Origin of the sequence: Gleimia hominis, assembly GCF_002871945.2 — a bacterium.
Classification (GTDB): domain Bacteria; phylum Actinomycetota; class Actinomycetes; order Actinomycetales; family Actinomycetaceae; genus Gleimia; species Gleimia hominis_A.
This window is the reverse complement of sequence record NZ_CP126963.1, coordinates 309,920-324,033: the sequence shown is the minus strand read 5'-3', so window position 1 is coordinate 324,033 and position 14,114 is coordinate 309,920. Positions and strand designations below refer to the sequence as shown.

Genomic DNA, 14,114 nt, shown 5'->3' with positions numbered 1-14,114 from the left:
GGGGTGGCTTGCCGGTTAGAAACGGCTTGCTCGTTGGAGCGGTTACCTAGCTGCAGTTACCTATTGGCGCGCCTTCCACGCGTCCCAGGCGGACCGAACTATGTCGTGAACACTGTGCGTCGCCTTGAATCCCAGGTCCGTGGTAATGCGCGTGGTGTCGGCAATTAGGCGAGGTGGATCGCCAGCCCGCCGCGGCGCTTCTTCCACTTCCAGTTCCAGGTTTGACACGCGGCGCAGTTCGTCAATGATTTCCTTAACGGACGTGCCTTTGCCCGTTCCGACGTTGTACACGTTGTGGGTCTGCTCCCCACCGGATTCCAACGCGTCTAACGCGTCAATATGGGCTTTCGCCAGGTCGGTTACGTGGATGTAATCGCGGATGCACGTGCCGTCAGGTGTGTCATAGTCAGTTCCGAAAATCACCGGGTTCTTGCCCTGCTCTAACCTCGAAAGCAAGATTGGAATTAAGTTGAGGGTAGCGGGGTCCTCTAAGTCGGGCCACCCACAGCCCGCCGCGTTAAAGTACCGCAGCGCTGTCCACCGCAACCCCCAGGCGCGCGCACTGTTCGCCATCATCCATTCACCCACGAGTTTTGTTTCCCCATACGGGTTAATGGGATGGCACTGTTCGTCCTCTTTAACTACCTCAACGGGAGGCATCCCGTAAACGGCTGCTGAGGAAGAGAAGATTAGTTGCTTAACCCCGGCTCGTTCCATCGCTGTCATGAGGTTCGCTAGCCCACCCACGTTCTGCTGGTAATACCAGTTGGGGCGCTGCACGGATTCCCCCACCTGCTTGCGAGCCGCGAAGTGGATGACGGCACTGACCTCGTGCTTCTTCATCGCATCTTCCAGGATGTCGCACGCAGGGTCGGTGGAAACATCGAGTTCAATTAGCTTTGAATCACCGATCCGATCGGCCTTACCGTAAGAAAGATCATCAACTACCACGACCGTGTCACCGCGTTCTTGCAGCAGCCGCACGACGTGCGCACCGATATAACCGGCGCCTCCTACAACCATAATGCTCATGTGCTCTAGCTTACCCTTTTTGGTTTCACCGTTCCGGGACCAATGCTAAGCAAGTACAGACCCCGCCCCCTAGGAACTATAGGCGCCGGGAGCGTCTTCCCACTGACACGAGCGGACCTTGGGGCATAACTACATCGGGGTCGAGGGATGCGGGCATGGCAGCGAGTGAAATCGTGAACTCCGCGGTGGGCGCATCTGTGAGCTCCAACCGCCCACCCGCGCTTTGCACGAGTGAACGCGCGAGAGGCAGGCCGATGCCGGTGGAACCGTGTCCGGACACACCTTTTTCAAAGATCCGTTGCTGCAGGTCCTCGCCCACTCCTTCGCCCTCATCGGACACGACCAGGAAGACGCTGCGGCTGCTCGTCCCGGGGCGGCACACCACCCGGGTGGTCCCATCCCCGTAGTTAAGTGAGTTTTCAATGAGGGTCGCGAGGGCTTGTGACAAAATCGACGGATCCGCCAGCACGGGCTGCGCCGCTTCATCTTTAAACACGAGTTCGCGGCCCTGCGCTTCGAACGCAGACTCCCACTCTTCGCGCTGCTGGTTGAACACTTCTAGCACGTGTACTGCTTCGGTATTAGCCCCCGCTTGTTTCGTTTGCGCAAGCAGATCACTAACGACTTGCGTGAGCCGATCCACCTGCTCCAAACACGCGTGCGCTTCCGTTCGCACGTGGTCGTCGTCACTGGTGAGTTCGATTTCTTCCAGCCGCATGGAAAGCGCTGTGAGGGGCGTGCGTAACTGGTGTGACGCGTTGGAAGCGAACTGCCGTTCCGCAGCAAGCCGCCCAGCCATGCGCTCTCCGGTGCGCGCCAGTTCTTCTTGGACCAGGTCAATCTCCTCAATCCCAGAAGGACGCACGCGGGCACGCACTTGGCCCGCACCAATCTGCTCGGCTTGCGCAGCGAGGTAAATTAGCGGCGCGGAAATCTGCCGGGAGCCGCGTAAGGCTAACCACCAGCCGGCGGCTAGGGAAACGACTATGCCCCCCACGTACGCTAAGCACACGCGGAAGATGCGCCAGCCCACGGTTTTCGCGGACTGCTCGATGCGCACTGTGGCACCGGACGTAGTTACCGTCATCCCTCGCAACCTTGGGCCCATGACTTCTTTTCCGATCACAATGGGGTCGTGTCCGGGGGCGTAGATCCGGATCATCGTGGCCACATCCGACCCGGAGCTGCGCGCCCACAAGTCATCATTGTTGCGCACCAACGGTTGCCCTTCGGTGATGCGGCGTTCAATCGCGTTCCCGATTGTCTGCGTTCGCATTTGCACCACGTTTTCTTCTGAGTTCCACACGAGCATAGAAGAAACCACGATTGCGGGAATCCCGAGGATGAGGACCGCCACGGTCACAGCCGTGGCGATCATTTTTATTGTGCGTGAACGCAAACTAACCTACTACTCGTCGAACTGAAGCCGGGGGCTTGTTATTTTTCGAACCGGAACCCCATGCCGCGAACCGTTGAGATGTAACGTGGACGCATCGCGTCATCCCCCAGTTTGCGGCGCAACCAAGAAACGTGCATGTCCAAAGTTTTAGTGGATCCAGTTGGGTCCGACCCCCACACTTCCCGCATCAGTGTTTCGCGCCCTACCACGTTGCCAGCTTCTCGCACTAGGACGCGGAGCAGTTCGAATTCCTTCACGGTAAGCTGCAGTTCTTCGTCCCCTAAGAAGGCGCGGTGTGCGTTCACATCTACCCGCACGTCCTGGGCAATCAAGTCCCCTTCGTGGTCTTCCCCGGAGGCGCGGCGCAGCAGTGCGCGCACGCGTGCCAGCAGTTCTGCCAAGCGGAACGGTTTTGTCACGTAGTCATCGGCCCCGGCGTCGAGTCCGACTACCATGTCTACCTCGTCTGCGCGGGCCGTTAGAATCAGAATCGGTGTGCTCAACCCTTCGGCTCGTACCTGGCGTGCCACATCGAGTCCGTCCATGTCTGGTAATCCCAGGTCCAGCACGATGAGGTCGCTGCGAGCTGCTTCTTTGAGTGCTGCTCCCCCAGTTTCGTGCGCGCGCACCTCGTAGCCTTCGCGTGAAAGTGCACGCGTGAGCGGTTCTGCAATGGCGGTATCATCCTCTACCAAAAGTACTGTAGTCACGGTGTTTCCTAACTTTGTGTTCCCCAACTAATGGTGGACGGTTCTTCAATGTCGTCAGTTCTGTAGGGAAAACCCCAATCTCAAATTGCACTTTACCATTATTTTATTGTTTGGCGTGACGTGTCCGTGGTCTCAATTAGTTCTCGTTTGATTCCGCCTCTTCCCATTTGTCACTCGTCTTGGTTGTCACTAGGAAAGGTACTACGCGCCCTACTCCGCGTAAGTCCGCTTCCTTTGCCGCTTGTACTTCGTACTGTTGCCCCGCTTCGCCGTTCGCGATGTGGGAGGCGGTGGTTGCGTCCGTTAATATCTGCCCCACTGGGGCAACATCTACCAATCGAGACGCGAGGTTAACGGATGGTCCGAACACGTCCCCGGATCTGGAGAACACGGAGCCTTGCACCACGGAGGCCCGCACCGGCAGGAGTTGCCCTGAAGAGTTGATTTCTTCCACCAGGTTTGTAACTACGTTCAGACCGGTGTGCAGGTCGTCTGCAATGTAGAACGCGGCGTCCCCAATAGTTTTCACGAGCCTTCCTCCCGCTGATGGGATTGCTACGCGGCACACGGTTTCGAACTTGTCGATTAATCCCACGAGGTCTTGGCTGGGCAGTTTCACGGAGTTGGACGTGTAAGAAACCATGTCTACAAATCCGAGTGTGCGAATTAGTGGGAAGTGGTCGCGTTCGTGTTCCATTCCCCGGTGTCCCACTTCTTGATCTAGCCGGTGTATGAGGGAGTTGAGTTGGCGGCGCCACGAGTAGATTAGTTCGTCTTCAAAAAACTCGAAAAACTCGCGGAATTTGTCCATGATGACGAGGCGTGCCGTGGTGTCGTCGAGGGTGTAACGCCGGGTAACATCCGCGATAAGCGCTTCTGACTGCCACAGGGTTAACCGGTCGGTAATGTGAGATTGCGCGCGCACCAACGATAGGCCGGTGGGGAGGTCGATTTTGCCAGATTCAATGAGGTCCGTCCACCTCTGATATGCCCGTAGGTCCTCGGGGGTGAATTGAACATGATCCGGTTCTGGAGGTTCAAACCCCATCGCAACCCAGTACGCTTTAACGCGGGACAAAGGCGTTTCTGTTTCGGTGGCGAGGTCGTGAGCGGTCAGTGATGGGCGCCCACCTAAGAGTTCTTTTTGGTAGGCGTCGGCCGTTGAGTGGCCCTCGTTGAACTGGCTTTCATTAGAATCTTCAGTGGCACGCATCACACGCACACTTTACACTGTTTTAGCCTTCGCTGCTATCACTTTACGAAACTACCGCCGCAACGCCACAGTAGCATCACCGCCAAGTTATGTCATTCACCCCTTCCACTTCGCAACCAACCATTTAGAACCCGTTTAGGGATTGCCTTTACGCCGCCGCACGCATATACTAAAAGACCGCATTCAGCGCGCGTGCACACGTGTTAAACAGGTTTCGCCGAATTTTCGGCACTCTTGTTTGCAAACACGTTGAAGATGCGCCGGTGGCACGTCGGCGATGTGTCAATAGCACATTGAAGATGCGTCAGCAGCTCTGTTTGCGCAGTTGTGAATTACATAGGGGGCGATCGGTTTCGACAGCGTTGATTGATCGGTATGAAGCGGGCCGAGGATGTTTACTGACCTCGTTAACCACGTATTCAAACAATAGGTGCTGAACATAACCGCACCGACTTCGCACTCGCAGCCTAAGCTAGCGAGCAAGTCCGTCAGCCCGGGTGCTGCCTTGAGCCCGGATCCTGGCGTCGTTTGCAAGGCCACTGGGTTTCTATCGCGTTAACCGGTAGCGACCGACACTTAGTTAACTGAGCCAGCCCTTCGCGTGTCTGCGCGTTAAGTGTTGGCTGAGAAATATTTTCCGCAGACTGCGCCCGGAGAAGACATCGGGTTTCAGCGTTGGACACGGGTTCAATTCCCGTCGCCTCCACCAACTAGATGCTGGTTTGGACACAATCCAAACCAGCATCTTTTTTATGCCTTACGGGGTGTTTTCTGGCTCATATGCCAGTTTGGTTTTGCTTGGACTCTCGGGTTAGTTGCACACGCAGAAACCGATTTGCACGCCTTGTCCACTCCGTGCCTTACTGCTACTTGTCCTCACCAATAAGTGCGTTAACGCGCTCCACCTTAGCGCTCAACTGCCCCTCATAGCCCGGGCGAATATCTGCTTTCATCACCAGGGAGATGCGGTTAGTGTGCTTATTCAGCTCATCAACGCACTGCTTTACGACCGCCATAATCTCATCCCACTCCCCCTCAAGGGTCGTGAACATCGACGTGGTTTCGTGCGGCAACCCCGATTCGCGCACAACCTTAATCGCAGCAGCCACAGCTTTAGCTACCGACCCATCCGGGTCATCAGTGGACTGCGGGGCGATTGAAAACGCTAACAACATGATCGTGTCCTCTCTCCACAGAAATGTTTTTTACAAGACAGTTAGAGCTTATCGCGATACGGTAGACCCATGAGTATTATCGTTACGAATGAATTACATATTCCAGTTGAACGTGCAGAACAAGTTATCGCCGGGTTCCAGGCAAACTCCAAAGGACTCGCAGAAGCGGAAGGCTTTGAAGGGTTCGACCTAGCTCAACCCACCGACCCACAGGACGATCGTTGGCTCGTAATCACCCACTGGAAAGATGAGGGATCATACCAGGCCTGGGTAGATTCTGACCACTTCGCGAAATCGCACAAGCACGGCTCCGAGTCGCGCAAACCAACCACCAACGTAGTGCGCCACTATCTGCGTGCCTTCCGCGCACCCGGAAACTAGCAGAAACGAACGGGAACGAGAAAGCTAGCGGCGAACTAGCAGGCATTAGCGGGTTACTAGCGGGAGCTAGTGGCTAACTATCAGGAGCTCGCGGGAGCTCGCATTACTGAGCCTGCGCACCACGCTGGGCAACCGCCCGCTAACTAACTGCTCTTAAGTAGGTCGTACAGCACCTGGGCAGCGGAAATCTCCACATCTTTAGTTGCCGTAATCAGGGTGACGTTGCGAGTGTGAGTTAGTTTCTGCAACTCCTGCCACTGCTCAGCGTGCTGCTCGTCTTCCAGTTCTCGCTTGTACCGAGATTTGAACTCCTCAAACTTATCTGGGTCGTGCCCATACCACTTACGCAGCTGCGAAGACGGCGCGACCTCTTTAAACCACTCATCCAACTGTGCATCTGCTTTCGCCACACCGCGCGGCCACAAACGGTCCACCAGAACCCGCGCACCATCGGCTTTCTGCGCTTTTTCGTATGCCCTGCGTATATGCAGTTGAGTCACCGTTATCCCTCCTGAAAACTTGTCATGAGGATCCGCCCGTCTCTAACGGAACCAGATTCCAATGCCTCGTGAGCCTCCCGAGCCCGGTCAAGTGGCAAGCTCAAAGCGACGCGTCCGCGCAACTCGTGGGCAGCTAAACCAGCGTTAATGTGCTCAGCAGCGGCACGCAAATCCGAAACCGAAGCGTTCGACGCGGCGAAACCGCGAATAGAACAGTCACGCGTGTACAAGCCCCCAACCGGTACCTGAAGCGCGTCCTGCATCCCGGCGGTCAACAATAGTTTGCCCCCGTGGTTCATCAGTTCAAGCGCCTTTGACGCATCTAAAGCCGAAGCTGTTTGCCACCAAATATCCACGCCCTCACTAGCTGCCGCGCGGACCTGATGCACCCAGTTCTCATCGTGGTAATCCACCACCGTGTCCGCACCTAGCTCGCGGCAGTACCCGTGGTTACGAGCGGACGCGGTAGCGATCACGCGGGCACCAGCGTGGCTCGCCATCTGAATCGCCGCACTGCCCACCGCACCGGAGCCACCACCAATCACAACGGTTTGCCCCCGCGTCAGCCCGCCCTCACGGAACCAACCTAAATACGCAGTCAGGCCACCGTGGAGCACCACTGCGGCATCGCGCGGCTCCACCCCCTCAGGCAATGGATACAAACGGTTGGCATCCACGCAAACAAACTGTGAATACGTGCCGTTACGACCCGCATACCCCAAAGAATTCGTCCACACCAAGTCACCGGGAGCGAATGCGGAATCTTCGGACTGCTCTACCTGCCCCACCAAATCACGTCCAATTGCGAACGGCGTGGGCAATGGCGTGCGGTATGCCCCGGAACGCACAAACAGGTCCACGTGATTAACTTCGGACGCGATGAAGCGCACGAGCACCTGCCCGGCCTGCAAAACCGGCACGGGAACATCCCCAGTTACAATATTGGATGCAGGTCCAACTGCTTTAACTACTGCTGCTTTCATACTTTTCACACTAGTACAGTGCATCCAACTAAGCAGGTGCAGACCCTAACTGTGGCGACTGCCTACCGCCTAACTGTAGCGCCTGCCTACCGCCTAACTGTAGCGACGAGCTATCGGTGGCCTTTTGCGAACCGCTGTATCTCCCGCTGGGCCTCCCGTTTGTCCTGGGCTTCGCGCAGTGCCTGGCGCTTATCCCACTCCTGCTTACCTTTCGCTAACCCGATCTGCACTTTCGCAATCCCGCGCACAAAATACAACTCGAGCGGCACAATCGTGTACCCCTTCGCGGCGCTGCGCTGGCCCCACTTCGCGATCTCTTCTTTATGCAGCAGCAGTTTGCGCTTGCGCGTGGGTGCGTGATTCGTCCACGTCCCCGCCAGATACTCCGGGATATTCGCCTGGTGCAGCCACACCTCGCCGTCGTAAATCTCCACCCACGCTTCCGCAAGAGAGGCCCGGCCCATGCGCAGCGCTTTCACTTCCGTGCCCGTGAGTGACAGTCCGGCCTCTAACCGGTCCTCAATAAAATAGTCGTGCGTAGCCCGGCGGTTGCGGGCAATAACTTTCTTCGCATCCGACGCTTCCTTTGCCTTCTGCGCCGCCGTTTGCTTCTTCCATTCCTTCGGCATCGTCATTCCCCTCAATCGTGCAATCCAGGCCTCAAACTGCTCTAGTTGCGAAAATACTAACTAAACCCCAACTACGCCGCGGCCCGCTACGAAACCCACCGGTCTGTGGCACGCGCGCTGTGGCATCCGCGGGTGGGGCTGCCGGGGCTCATGCGTCGGTTCGAGCTAGAAGTACTGGCTCCCATCAACACTTTGCCCATTCACAATGAACTCGTAGTGTAAGTGGCAGCCCGTGGAACGTCCAGTGGAACCCACGTATCCCAGGGTGTCACCGCGCGACACCCGCTGTCCCACCGACACCACCTGCCGCTGCAAGTGCATGTACATCGCCTGGTAAGACTTCCCGCCAATCAGCCCGTAGTTAACCGTAACGTAATTACCAGAAATACCGTTGTAAGAAACATCGGTGACCTGCCCATTAGCAGTCGCAATCGCGTTAGTGCCACACGGGGCCCCCAGGTCAGTTCCCTGGTGAACAATCCACATTCCCAACACGGGGTGGTACCGACCACCAAACGGCGAGGTAATCGGGTAAACACTGGGCAACGGGTAACCGAACGCAGACGAAGTGGCCACTGCGCCACCAGAACCAGTGGTCGGTGCAGAAGCCTGCGCGAACTGTGCTTTCGCCCGCCGGTTCTGCTCATCAATCTGATTAATCTTCGCCTGCGCCGCATCCCGCGCTGCCTTCTGCTCCTGCAGCTGCTTGGCTACCTGCGACTTACTCTGCTCAGCCTTCTTCGCATTCGACTTTTCTTCTGACTCTAAGTCGCGCAGCGTCTTCAACTTCGCGTCCGCACTCTTAGCAGCACTGTCCGCCACTCCCCGTGCCTGCGCCGCCTTCTGCTCGAGTTTCTTCACCCGATTCGTGAGGGTTTTTTGGCGACTCATCCGGTTCTTAATCGCCGCCAACTCCCCCTGAGCCGCTTCCAACACGCTCGACTGCGAACGCGTCATCGTCTGCGCTGCTGCCGCCCGGCTAGAAATATCCGCCGTAGACTCAGCACTGAGTGCCAACACGAGCGGAGAAGACACTTCCCCTGCTGACCGGTAGTACTCACGCGCTAAATCTGCGATCGCATCCGCACTCTGATCCGACTCATCCTGCCTAGCCTGGGCTTGCTCATTGAGCTTATCGAGCTGCGCCTGTGACACCGCCAACTGGTTCACCGCTGCCTCGTGTTCGCGCTGCGCTGCCGCCAGTTTAGACTTCGCCTGCGTCACCTGGGTGCGGGCCCCCGGCAGCTGGTCGCGCACGTGCTGCAGATTCGCATACAGCTTCGCCAAGTTCGCATCCAAACCGTTCAACTGGTTCGCCAACTCCTGCGATTTCGCCGCCGCACTGTCGCGTTTATTCACCTCGTCATCACGATCTGCGAACGCCAACCCACCGGTCAGTGACAGCGCACAAAGCCCCGCCGTCACAGCTGCGGCAATCGAGCCAGCCCGAAACCTCATACTACTTCCTAACACTCAGTGCCTAAACCGGGCCCCACTACGCAAGGCGCCACAGGCAACAGTTAAAAACCGTAGATACCAGTTAAACCCTACGCGAAGCGCCCCTAAACCTTGGTGTAACGCGCCAACGACACCATGGAAGCAATCGCGGCCAACAAGATCGCAGCTAACACCAACAGTGGCGCCACAATCAGCAGGTGCTTAACGCCCACGAAGTTAGTCCACATCATCGATGGAGCCAACCAATTATCCACCAGCATGTGCAAACCACCCCACAGTGCTCCCACTGCCAGCACCGCGCCGGTAAGCGCCGCGAGCGCCCCCTCAATCATAAATGGCAACTGAATCGTCAGCGTAGACGCCCCGACATAGCGCATAATCGTCGTTTCCTTCTCCCGCGAAATCGCGGATAGGCGAATCGTTGTGGTAATCAACAGCACCGCCGCGACAATCATCACGCCCGCCAGGCCCAATGACAGCATTTTCGCTCGATCCACCACGTCAAACAGGGGTTCCACCACGTCGCGCTGGTCCTTAATTTCCGAAATCCCCGGGGTCCCAGCGAACTCCTCCTCAATAAACCGATACTGTTGCGGATCCACCAGTTTCACACGGAATGCGGCCTGCAGGGAATCCGGTTTAGTCCATCGCACAATCGGATTCTGAGGCGCGATCTTCTGGAAGTTCTCATACGCTTCCTCCTTCGTCTCAAAATGCACGCTCTTCACGTACGCGGACATCGCCGGTGACTTCAGTTTCTTATCGACAGCGTCAATCTGCTCCTGCGTCGCCTCCGCCTGGTTACATGTGGCCATCAGGTCTTTCTTGGCACACATGTAGATCGAGACCTCAATCTTGTCGTACCACTGCGACTTCATCATCGACACTTGCATCTGCGCCAACGCCGCAACCCCCACAAAGAACAGGGACACGAACGTCACAATCACCACTGACACTGCCATCGCCTTGTTGCGCGACAGGCCTTTACCAACTTCAGAAAGAATATAACGTCCTCGCATACCTACCCCTGTGTCCCGTAAACGCCGCCCTTTTGGTCACGAATCACGTGGCCTTCATCCAGCTCAATTACGCGTTTACGCATCTGGTCAACAATATCCGCATCGTGCGTGGCCATCACCACTGTGGTTCCCGTTCGGTTAATCCGCGTGAGCAAACGCATGATCCCCAGCGACGTTTCCGGGTCCAAGTTCCCGGTCGGTTCGTCTGCCAGCAGCAACTGCGGCCGGTTCACCATAGCGCGCGCGATCGCGACACGCTGCTCTTCACCTCCGGACAGTTCGTAGTGCATCCGTTTTTCTTTCCCAGAAAGCCCCACGAGCTCCAGTGTTTCTGGCACCTGGATTTGGATCTGGTGTTTCGGTTTCCCCAGCACCTGCATTGCGAACGCCACGTTTTCGTACACGGTTTTGTTCTCTAATAGTTTGAAGTCTTGGAACACCATGCCGATCTGCTGACGCATTTTCGGCACGTGCCAGCGCGAGAGTTTACCCACGTTTTGGCCCAGCACCCACACGTCGCCGCTGGTGGCTTTTTCCTCACGAATAACTAACTGCAAGAATGTGGACTTGCCGGAACCGGATTTACCTACCAAGAACACGAACTCGCCGCGTTCAATTTCCAGTGAAATGTCACTGAGCGCCGGGATGGCTCCGCGCTGATATATTTTGGTAACTTGATCGAATCGAATCATGTTTTCCTACTCGTTGCCCTGTTGGTCTTTACGCCACCGAATACCGGCGTTGATGAAGTCGTCAATCTGCCCGTCAAACACGGCAGAAGTGTTCCCATCTTCCCAACCGGTCCGCAGGTCCTTCACCATCTGGTAGGGGTGCAGCACGTACGAACGCATCTGGTCGCCCCACGATGCTTTCACATCCCCCGCTAACGCCCGTTTTTGTGCCATTTCTTCTTCGTGACGTTTTTGCAGCAGTCGCGACTGGAGAACCCGCAGCGCAGCCGCCCGGTTTTGGATCTGACTTTTCTCGTTTTGCATCGAAACCACCATCCCGGTTGGAATGTGCGTCATCCGCACCGCAGAGTCCGTGGTGTTCACTGACTGACCTCCCGGGCCGGAAGAGCGGAACACGTCCACTTTCAAGTCTGATTCCGGGATTTCGATGTGGTCGGTAGTTTCGATGAGGGGAATGACTTCAACGGCTGCGAACGAGGTTTGTCGCCGCCCCTGGTTGTCGAACGGACTCAAACGCACGAGCCGGTGCGTCCCCGCTTCGACCGAGAGGGTTCCGTAAGCGTAGGGGGCGTTCACTTCGAATGTTGCTGATTTCAACCCAGCTTCTTCTGCGTACGAGGTGTCTAGCACTTTTGTGGAGTAGTTGTTGTGTTCTGCCCAACGCAGGTACATGCGCAGCAGCATTTGCGCAAAATCCGCAGCGTCTACCCCGCCAACACCAGCGCGGATTGTGACCACTGCGGAGCGTTCGTCGTAGTCTCCTGACAGGAGTGTTTTAATTTCTAGGTCCGCGAGATCAGTTTGAATTCTCTTCAGGTCCTGCGCCGCACTGTCCATGAGGCTGCCGCGTTCTTCGTCCGCAGCTTCGCCCGCTAGTTCCACCATGGCTTCGAGGTCGTCCACGCGTTCTTCCATGGATTCGAGACGTTTCAGTTTCGCTTGTGCGTAGGACAGTTGGGACGTGACTCGCTGCGCGTTTTCTTGATCGTCCCACAGGGCTGGGTCACCTGCCTGCTGTGAAAGGTCGCGGATGCGTTCTTTCAACTCGTCGGGGTGCGTGACGGCAATGATGTTGCCCAGCGTGTCCCTCAAGCTGCTGATTTCAGTGGGAAAATCGATATTCACCCCTCCACCCTAGAGGACTAATAGGCATGAGCGGTAGACGCAACGCGCAAACGCACATCTTGTGTTACAGCTTGCAGACTGCGCGGCAGAATCTTGAACCGAGCGTTCGTCTCTAGGTACACGGTGACGGCATCGGGTACCACATCCACCCGCACTACGCGCGGCGATTGCCCCACATCGCATGTTGTATCACCAAGTTTTTCCAGGAGTCTTTGCGCTTCTTGATGCGCCACTTGGGATGTGATCGTGAGGTCTTGGTGGCCGTCAAAGTACTTATCGGCCTCCATGGTGAGAACCACGTTTTGCGATAATACGTCCGCGCACGTGTACAGGCCGCGCCGCTGCAGGTGCACTGTTGAAATCGCCGCGAGAGTTAATGCGAGTGCCACCAGTATTGCTGCCAGCACTATCACCATGAGGCTGATGCGGCCCTCCTGGCTATCTTCCGGTTTGGCATTCATCTGGGATTCCAATCGCATTCGCTATCCAATCGCATTCGGCGTCTAATCGCGCAAATCAAGGTTCTGCGTGCAAGCGCGCGTGCTTCACTGGGGCGTAGCGGTTGGAATGCACGCGGATCGGAACTGACCCCACCCACCGGTCGGGTACGAGTGGTAAGGAAACTACCGCGTTTACAGTAACGTGGATGCGCGCCTGCCCGGTGCACGAGGCGGGTTCGCATCTTGCATCCACTTCCGTAGGTGCGGACACCCCGTAGTCAGAGAAAATCTGTGCCACTTGCCGGTCCGCGTACTCGTAGTTCGTGGGGTCTTCCGAAAGTATCCGCGCTGATTCACGGCTCGCGGCCTCCACCGCTAAAGACGTGCTTTGAACAGTGCCTATCGTGAACACCAGGTATACGACCGGGATGAGCAACACTAACGCTAAACCAATGAACTCGATCGTCGCCTCACCACTTTCGGCGTTCCCACTTGACCCCTGCGCATTCATCGGCCACCCCCATCAGTACCACTGCCACGCTCAGTATCGGGCGGGTCCTGCTCGGTTGGTGTGTCTGCGCTGGGGTTAGGTGGCTCCGGATTTGAACTCGGGAAGGTCGATGGCGTGCTCGCGGTCGCGGGCGAGGGTTTCTTCCCCGGTCTACCACCGGAGGTTTCGCGCGGGTTCAACCAGGAACTAGCTTCCACCGTCTGCATGTGGTCTGGCCCGAACGGTCCGAGCACCGGAAGTCGCGCACTGATCCGCACCGTAATTTTCGTGCCGTACGCTTCTTCCGCCCGAGAGATAATTACGCGCGCACCCCTGTCTGCACCCACGGACTTATCCAGCAGTGCTTGGGCCCGTTCCATCGCGTCTTTGTCGGTAGCATTCTCAAACGTAGCTCTCCGCGCCCCCTCAGACGCTGCATCTAGCGACATATTACGTACGTGAACTGCGAACGCAATCTGCATGATTGTCAACACGATCAGCACCACGAAGGTTTGCACGAGCACGTGAGAGACAACTTGCGAACCCGCTTCAGCGCCGGCCCGTTCCTGGCCTGCCAGGGGTGGTCTCACGGACCTGTAACTCCCGAGATTGCCTCTTGGAACAGGTTCACGAGGGTGGGACTGGCAACCGCCCAGATTGCGGTCACGAGACCCGCCGTCATGAGAGTGACCAGAACCCATCCGGGCACGTCCCCACGTTCTGATTCGTCTTGCCCAAGAATCCACGAGGGCGTGTGCGCGAGCGCGTGGACGATGGGTGTGTCTTGCATGTTTCCTCCACTCACTTGAGGTTTGGTTTTACTCTTTCCTTATTTACTTAGAACCGCGCAGCTAACGCAGCGCGGCAT

At 56.9% G+C, this 14,114-nt stretch carries 17 protein-coding genes and 1 other RNA gene; 2 read left to right on the top strand and 16 right to left on the bottom strand.

Annotated elements, in window-relative coordinates:
* Positions 1 to 60: 60 nt before the first annotated feature.
* The 4 genes from galE to CJ187_RS01450 form a co-directional block, all read right to left on the bottom strand.
* Positions 61 to 1,032, bottom strand: coding sequence for a UDP-glucose 4-epimerase GalE (gene galE, locus CJ187_RS01465; RefSeq protein WP_102216070.1), 972 nt, complete (start codon positions 1,030 to 1,032; stop codon positions 61 to 63).
* A 76-nt stretch (positions 1,033 to 1,108) separates the two neighbouring features.
* Positions 1,109 to 2,431, bottom strand: coding sequence for an ATP-binding protein (locus CJ187_RS01460; protein ID WP_102216071.1), 1,323 nt, complete (start codon positions 2,429 to 2,431; stop codon positions 1,109 to 1,111).
* A 38-nt stretch (positions 2,432 to 2,469) separates the two neighbouring features.
* Positions 2,470 to 3,141 carry a response regulator transcription factor gene (locus CJ187_RS01455; protein ID WP_102216565.1) on the bottom strand — a complete coding sequence of 224 codons (672 nt, stop codon included), beginning with the start codon at positions 3,139 to 3,141 and terminating at the stop codon, positions 2,470 to 2,472.
* Between the two features lie 136 nt (positions 3,142 to 3,277).
* Positions 3,278 to 4,354, bottom strand: a complete 1,077-nt coding sequence (locus tag CJ187_RS01450) for an adenylate/guanylate cyclase domain-containing protein (protein WP_102216072.1) — start codon at positions 4,352 to 4,354, stop codon at positions 3,278 to 3,280.
* Between the two features lie 339 nt (positions 4,355 to 4,693).
* Between CJ187_RS01450 and ssrA the strand changes: the two genes are divergently transcribed.
* Positions 4,694 to 5,063: a transfer-messenger RNA gene (gene ssrA, locus CJ187_RS01445) on the top strand.
* A gap of 157 nt (positions 5,064 to 5,220) precedes the next feature.
* Here ssrA and CJ187_RS01440 read toward each other — a convergent pair.
* A complete protein-coding gene (locus CJ187_RS01440; RefSeq protein ID WP_102216073.1) occupies positions 5,221 to 5,529 on the bottom strand; it encodes a thiamine-binding protein in 309 nt (102 codons plus the stop codon).
* A gap of 69 nt (positions 5,530 to 5,598) precedes the next feature.
* On the opposite strand from CJ187_RS01440, the gene CJ187_RS01435 reads away from it, so the two are divergent.
* On the top strand, positions 5,599 to 5,910 hold the full coding sequence (locus CJ187_RS01435) for an antibiotic biosynthesis monooxygenase family protein (protein WP_102216074.1): 312 nt from the start codon (positions 5,599 to 5,601) through the stop codon (positions 5,908 to 5,910).
* Positions 5,911 to 6,053: 143 nt separating this feature from the next.
* Here the strand turns inward: CJ187_RS01435 and CJ187_RS01430 are convergent, their stop codons facing one another.
* The 11 genes from CJ187_RS01430 to CJ187_RS01380 form a co-directional block, all read right to left on the bottom strand.
* The gene (locus CJ187_RS01430; protein ID WP_233187303.1) at positions 6,054 to 6,410 is read right to left on the bottom strand and encodes a DUF488 domain-containing protein; all 357 of its coding nucleotides are present in this window, start codon (positions 6,408 to 6,410) and stop codon (positions 6,054 to 6,056) included.
* A 2-nt stretch (positions 6,411 to 6,412) separates the two neighbouring features.
* A complete protein-coding gene (locus CJ187_RS01425) occupies positions 6,413 to 7,393 on the bottom strand; it encodes an NADPH:quinone reductase (protein WP_102216076.1) in 981 nt (326 codons plus the stop codon).
* A gap of 110 nt (positions 7,394 to 7,503) precedes the next feature.
* Entirely contained in the window at positions 7,504 to 8,022 is a 519-nt protein-coding gene (smpB, locus tag CJ187_RS01420) for an SsrA-binding protein SmpB (protein WP_102216566.1), read from the bottom strand.
* A gap of 165 nt (positions 8,023 to 8,187) precedes the next feature.
* Positions 8,188 to 9,480, bottom strand: a complete 1,293-nt coding sequence (locus CJ187_RS01415) for a M23 family metallopeptidase (protein WP_102216077.1) — start codon at positions 9,478 to 9,480, stop codon at positions 8,188 to 8,190.
* Positions 9,481 to 9,584: 104 nt separating this feature from the next.
* Positions 9,585 to 10,499 carry a permease-like cell division protein FtsX gene (ftsX, locus tag CJ187_RS01410; RefSeq protein ID WP_102216078.1) on the bottom strand — a complete coding sequence of 305 codons (915 nt, stop codon included), beginning with the start codon at positions 10,497 to 10,499 and terminating at the stop codon, positions 9,585 to 9,587.
* 2 nt (positions 10,500 to 10,501) lie between these two features.
* Positions 10,502 to 11,191: a cell division ATP-binding protein FtsE gene (gene ftsE / locus CJ187_RS01405; protein WP_102216079.1), complete on the bottom strand. Its 690-nt coding sequence runs from the start codon at positions 11,189 to 11,191 to the stop codon at positions 10,502 to 10,504.
* 6 nt (positions 11,192 to 11,197) lie between these two features.
* Positions 11,198 to 12,316 (bottom strand): peptide chain release factor 2, encoded by a 1,119-nt coding sequence (gene prfB, locus CJ187_RS01400; RefSeq protein WP_102216080.1) that lies wholly within the window; start codon positions 12,314 to 12,316, stop codon positions 11,198 to 11,200.
* 17 nt (positions 12,317 to 12,333) lie between these two features.
* Positions 12,334 to 12,795 carry a hypothetical protein gene (locus tag CJ187_RS01395; protein WP_146003060.1) on the bottom strand — a complete coding sequence of 154 codons (462 nt, stop codon included), beginning with the start codon at positions 12,793 to 12,795 and terminating at the stop codon, positions 12,334 to 12,336.
* A 37-nt stretch (positions 12,796 to 12,832) separates the two neighbouring features.
* Complete coding sequence (locus CJ187_RS01390) at positions 12,833 to 13,267, bottom strand: pilus assembly protein (protein WP_102216082.1); 435 nt, start codon at positions 13,265 to 13,267, stop codon at positions 12,833 to 12,835.
* Positions 13,264 to 13,836: a TadE family protein gene (locus tag CJ187_RS01385; RefSeq protein WP_199171055.1), complete on the bottom strand. Its 573-nt coding sequence runs from the start codon at positions 13,834 to 13,836 to the stop codon at positions 13,264 to 13,266. Before CJ187_RS01385 ends, CJ187_RS01390 begins: the two co-directional genes overlap by 4 nt.
* Entirely contained in the window at positions 13,833 to 14,036 is a 204-nt protein-coding gene (locus tag CJ187_RS01380; protein WP_102216083.1) for a hypothetical protein, read from the bottom strand. Before CJ187_RS01380 ends, CJ187_RS01385 begins: the two co-directional genes overlap by 4 nt.
* Positions 14,037 to 14,114 lie beyond the last annotated feature (78 nt).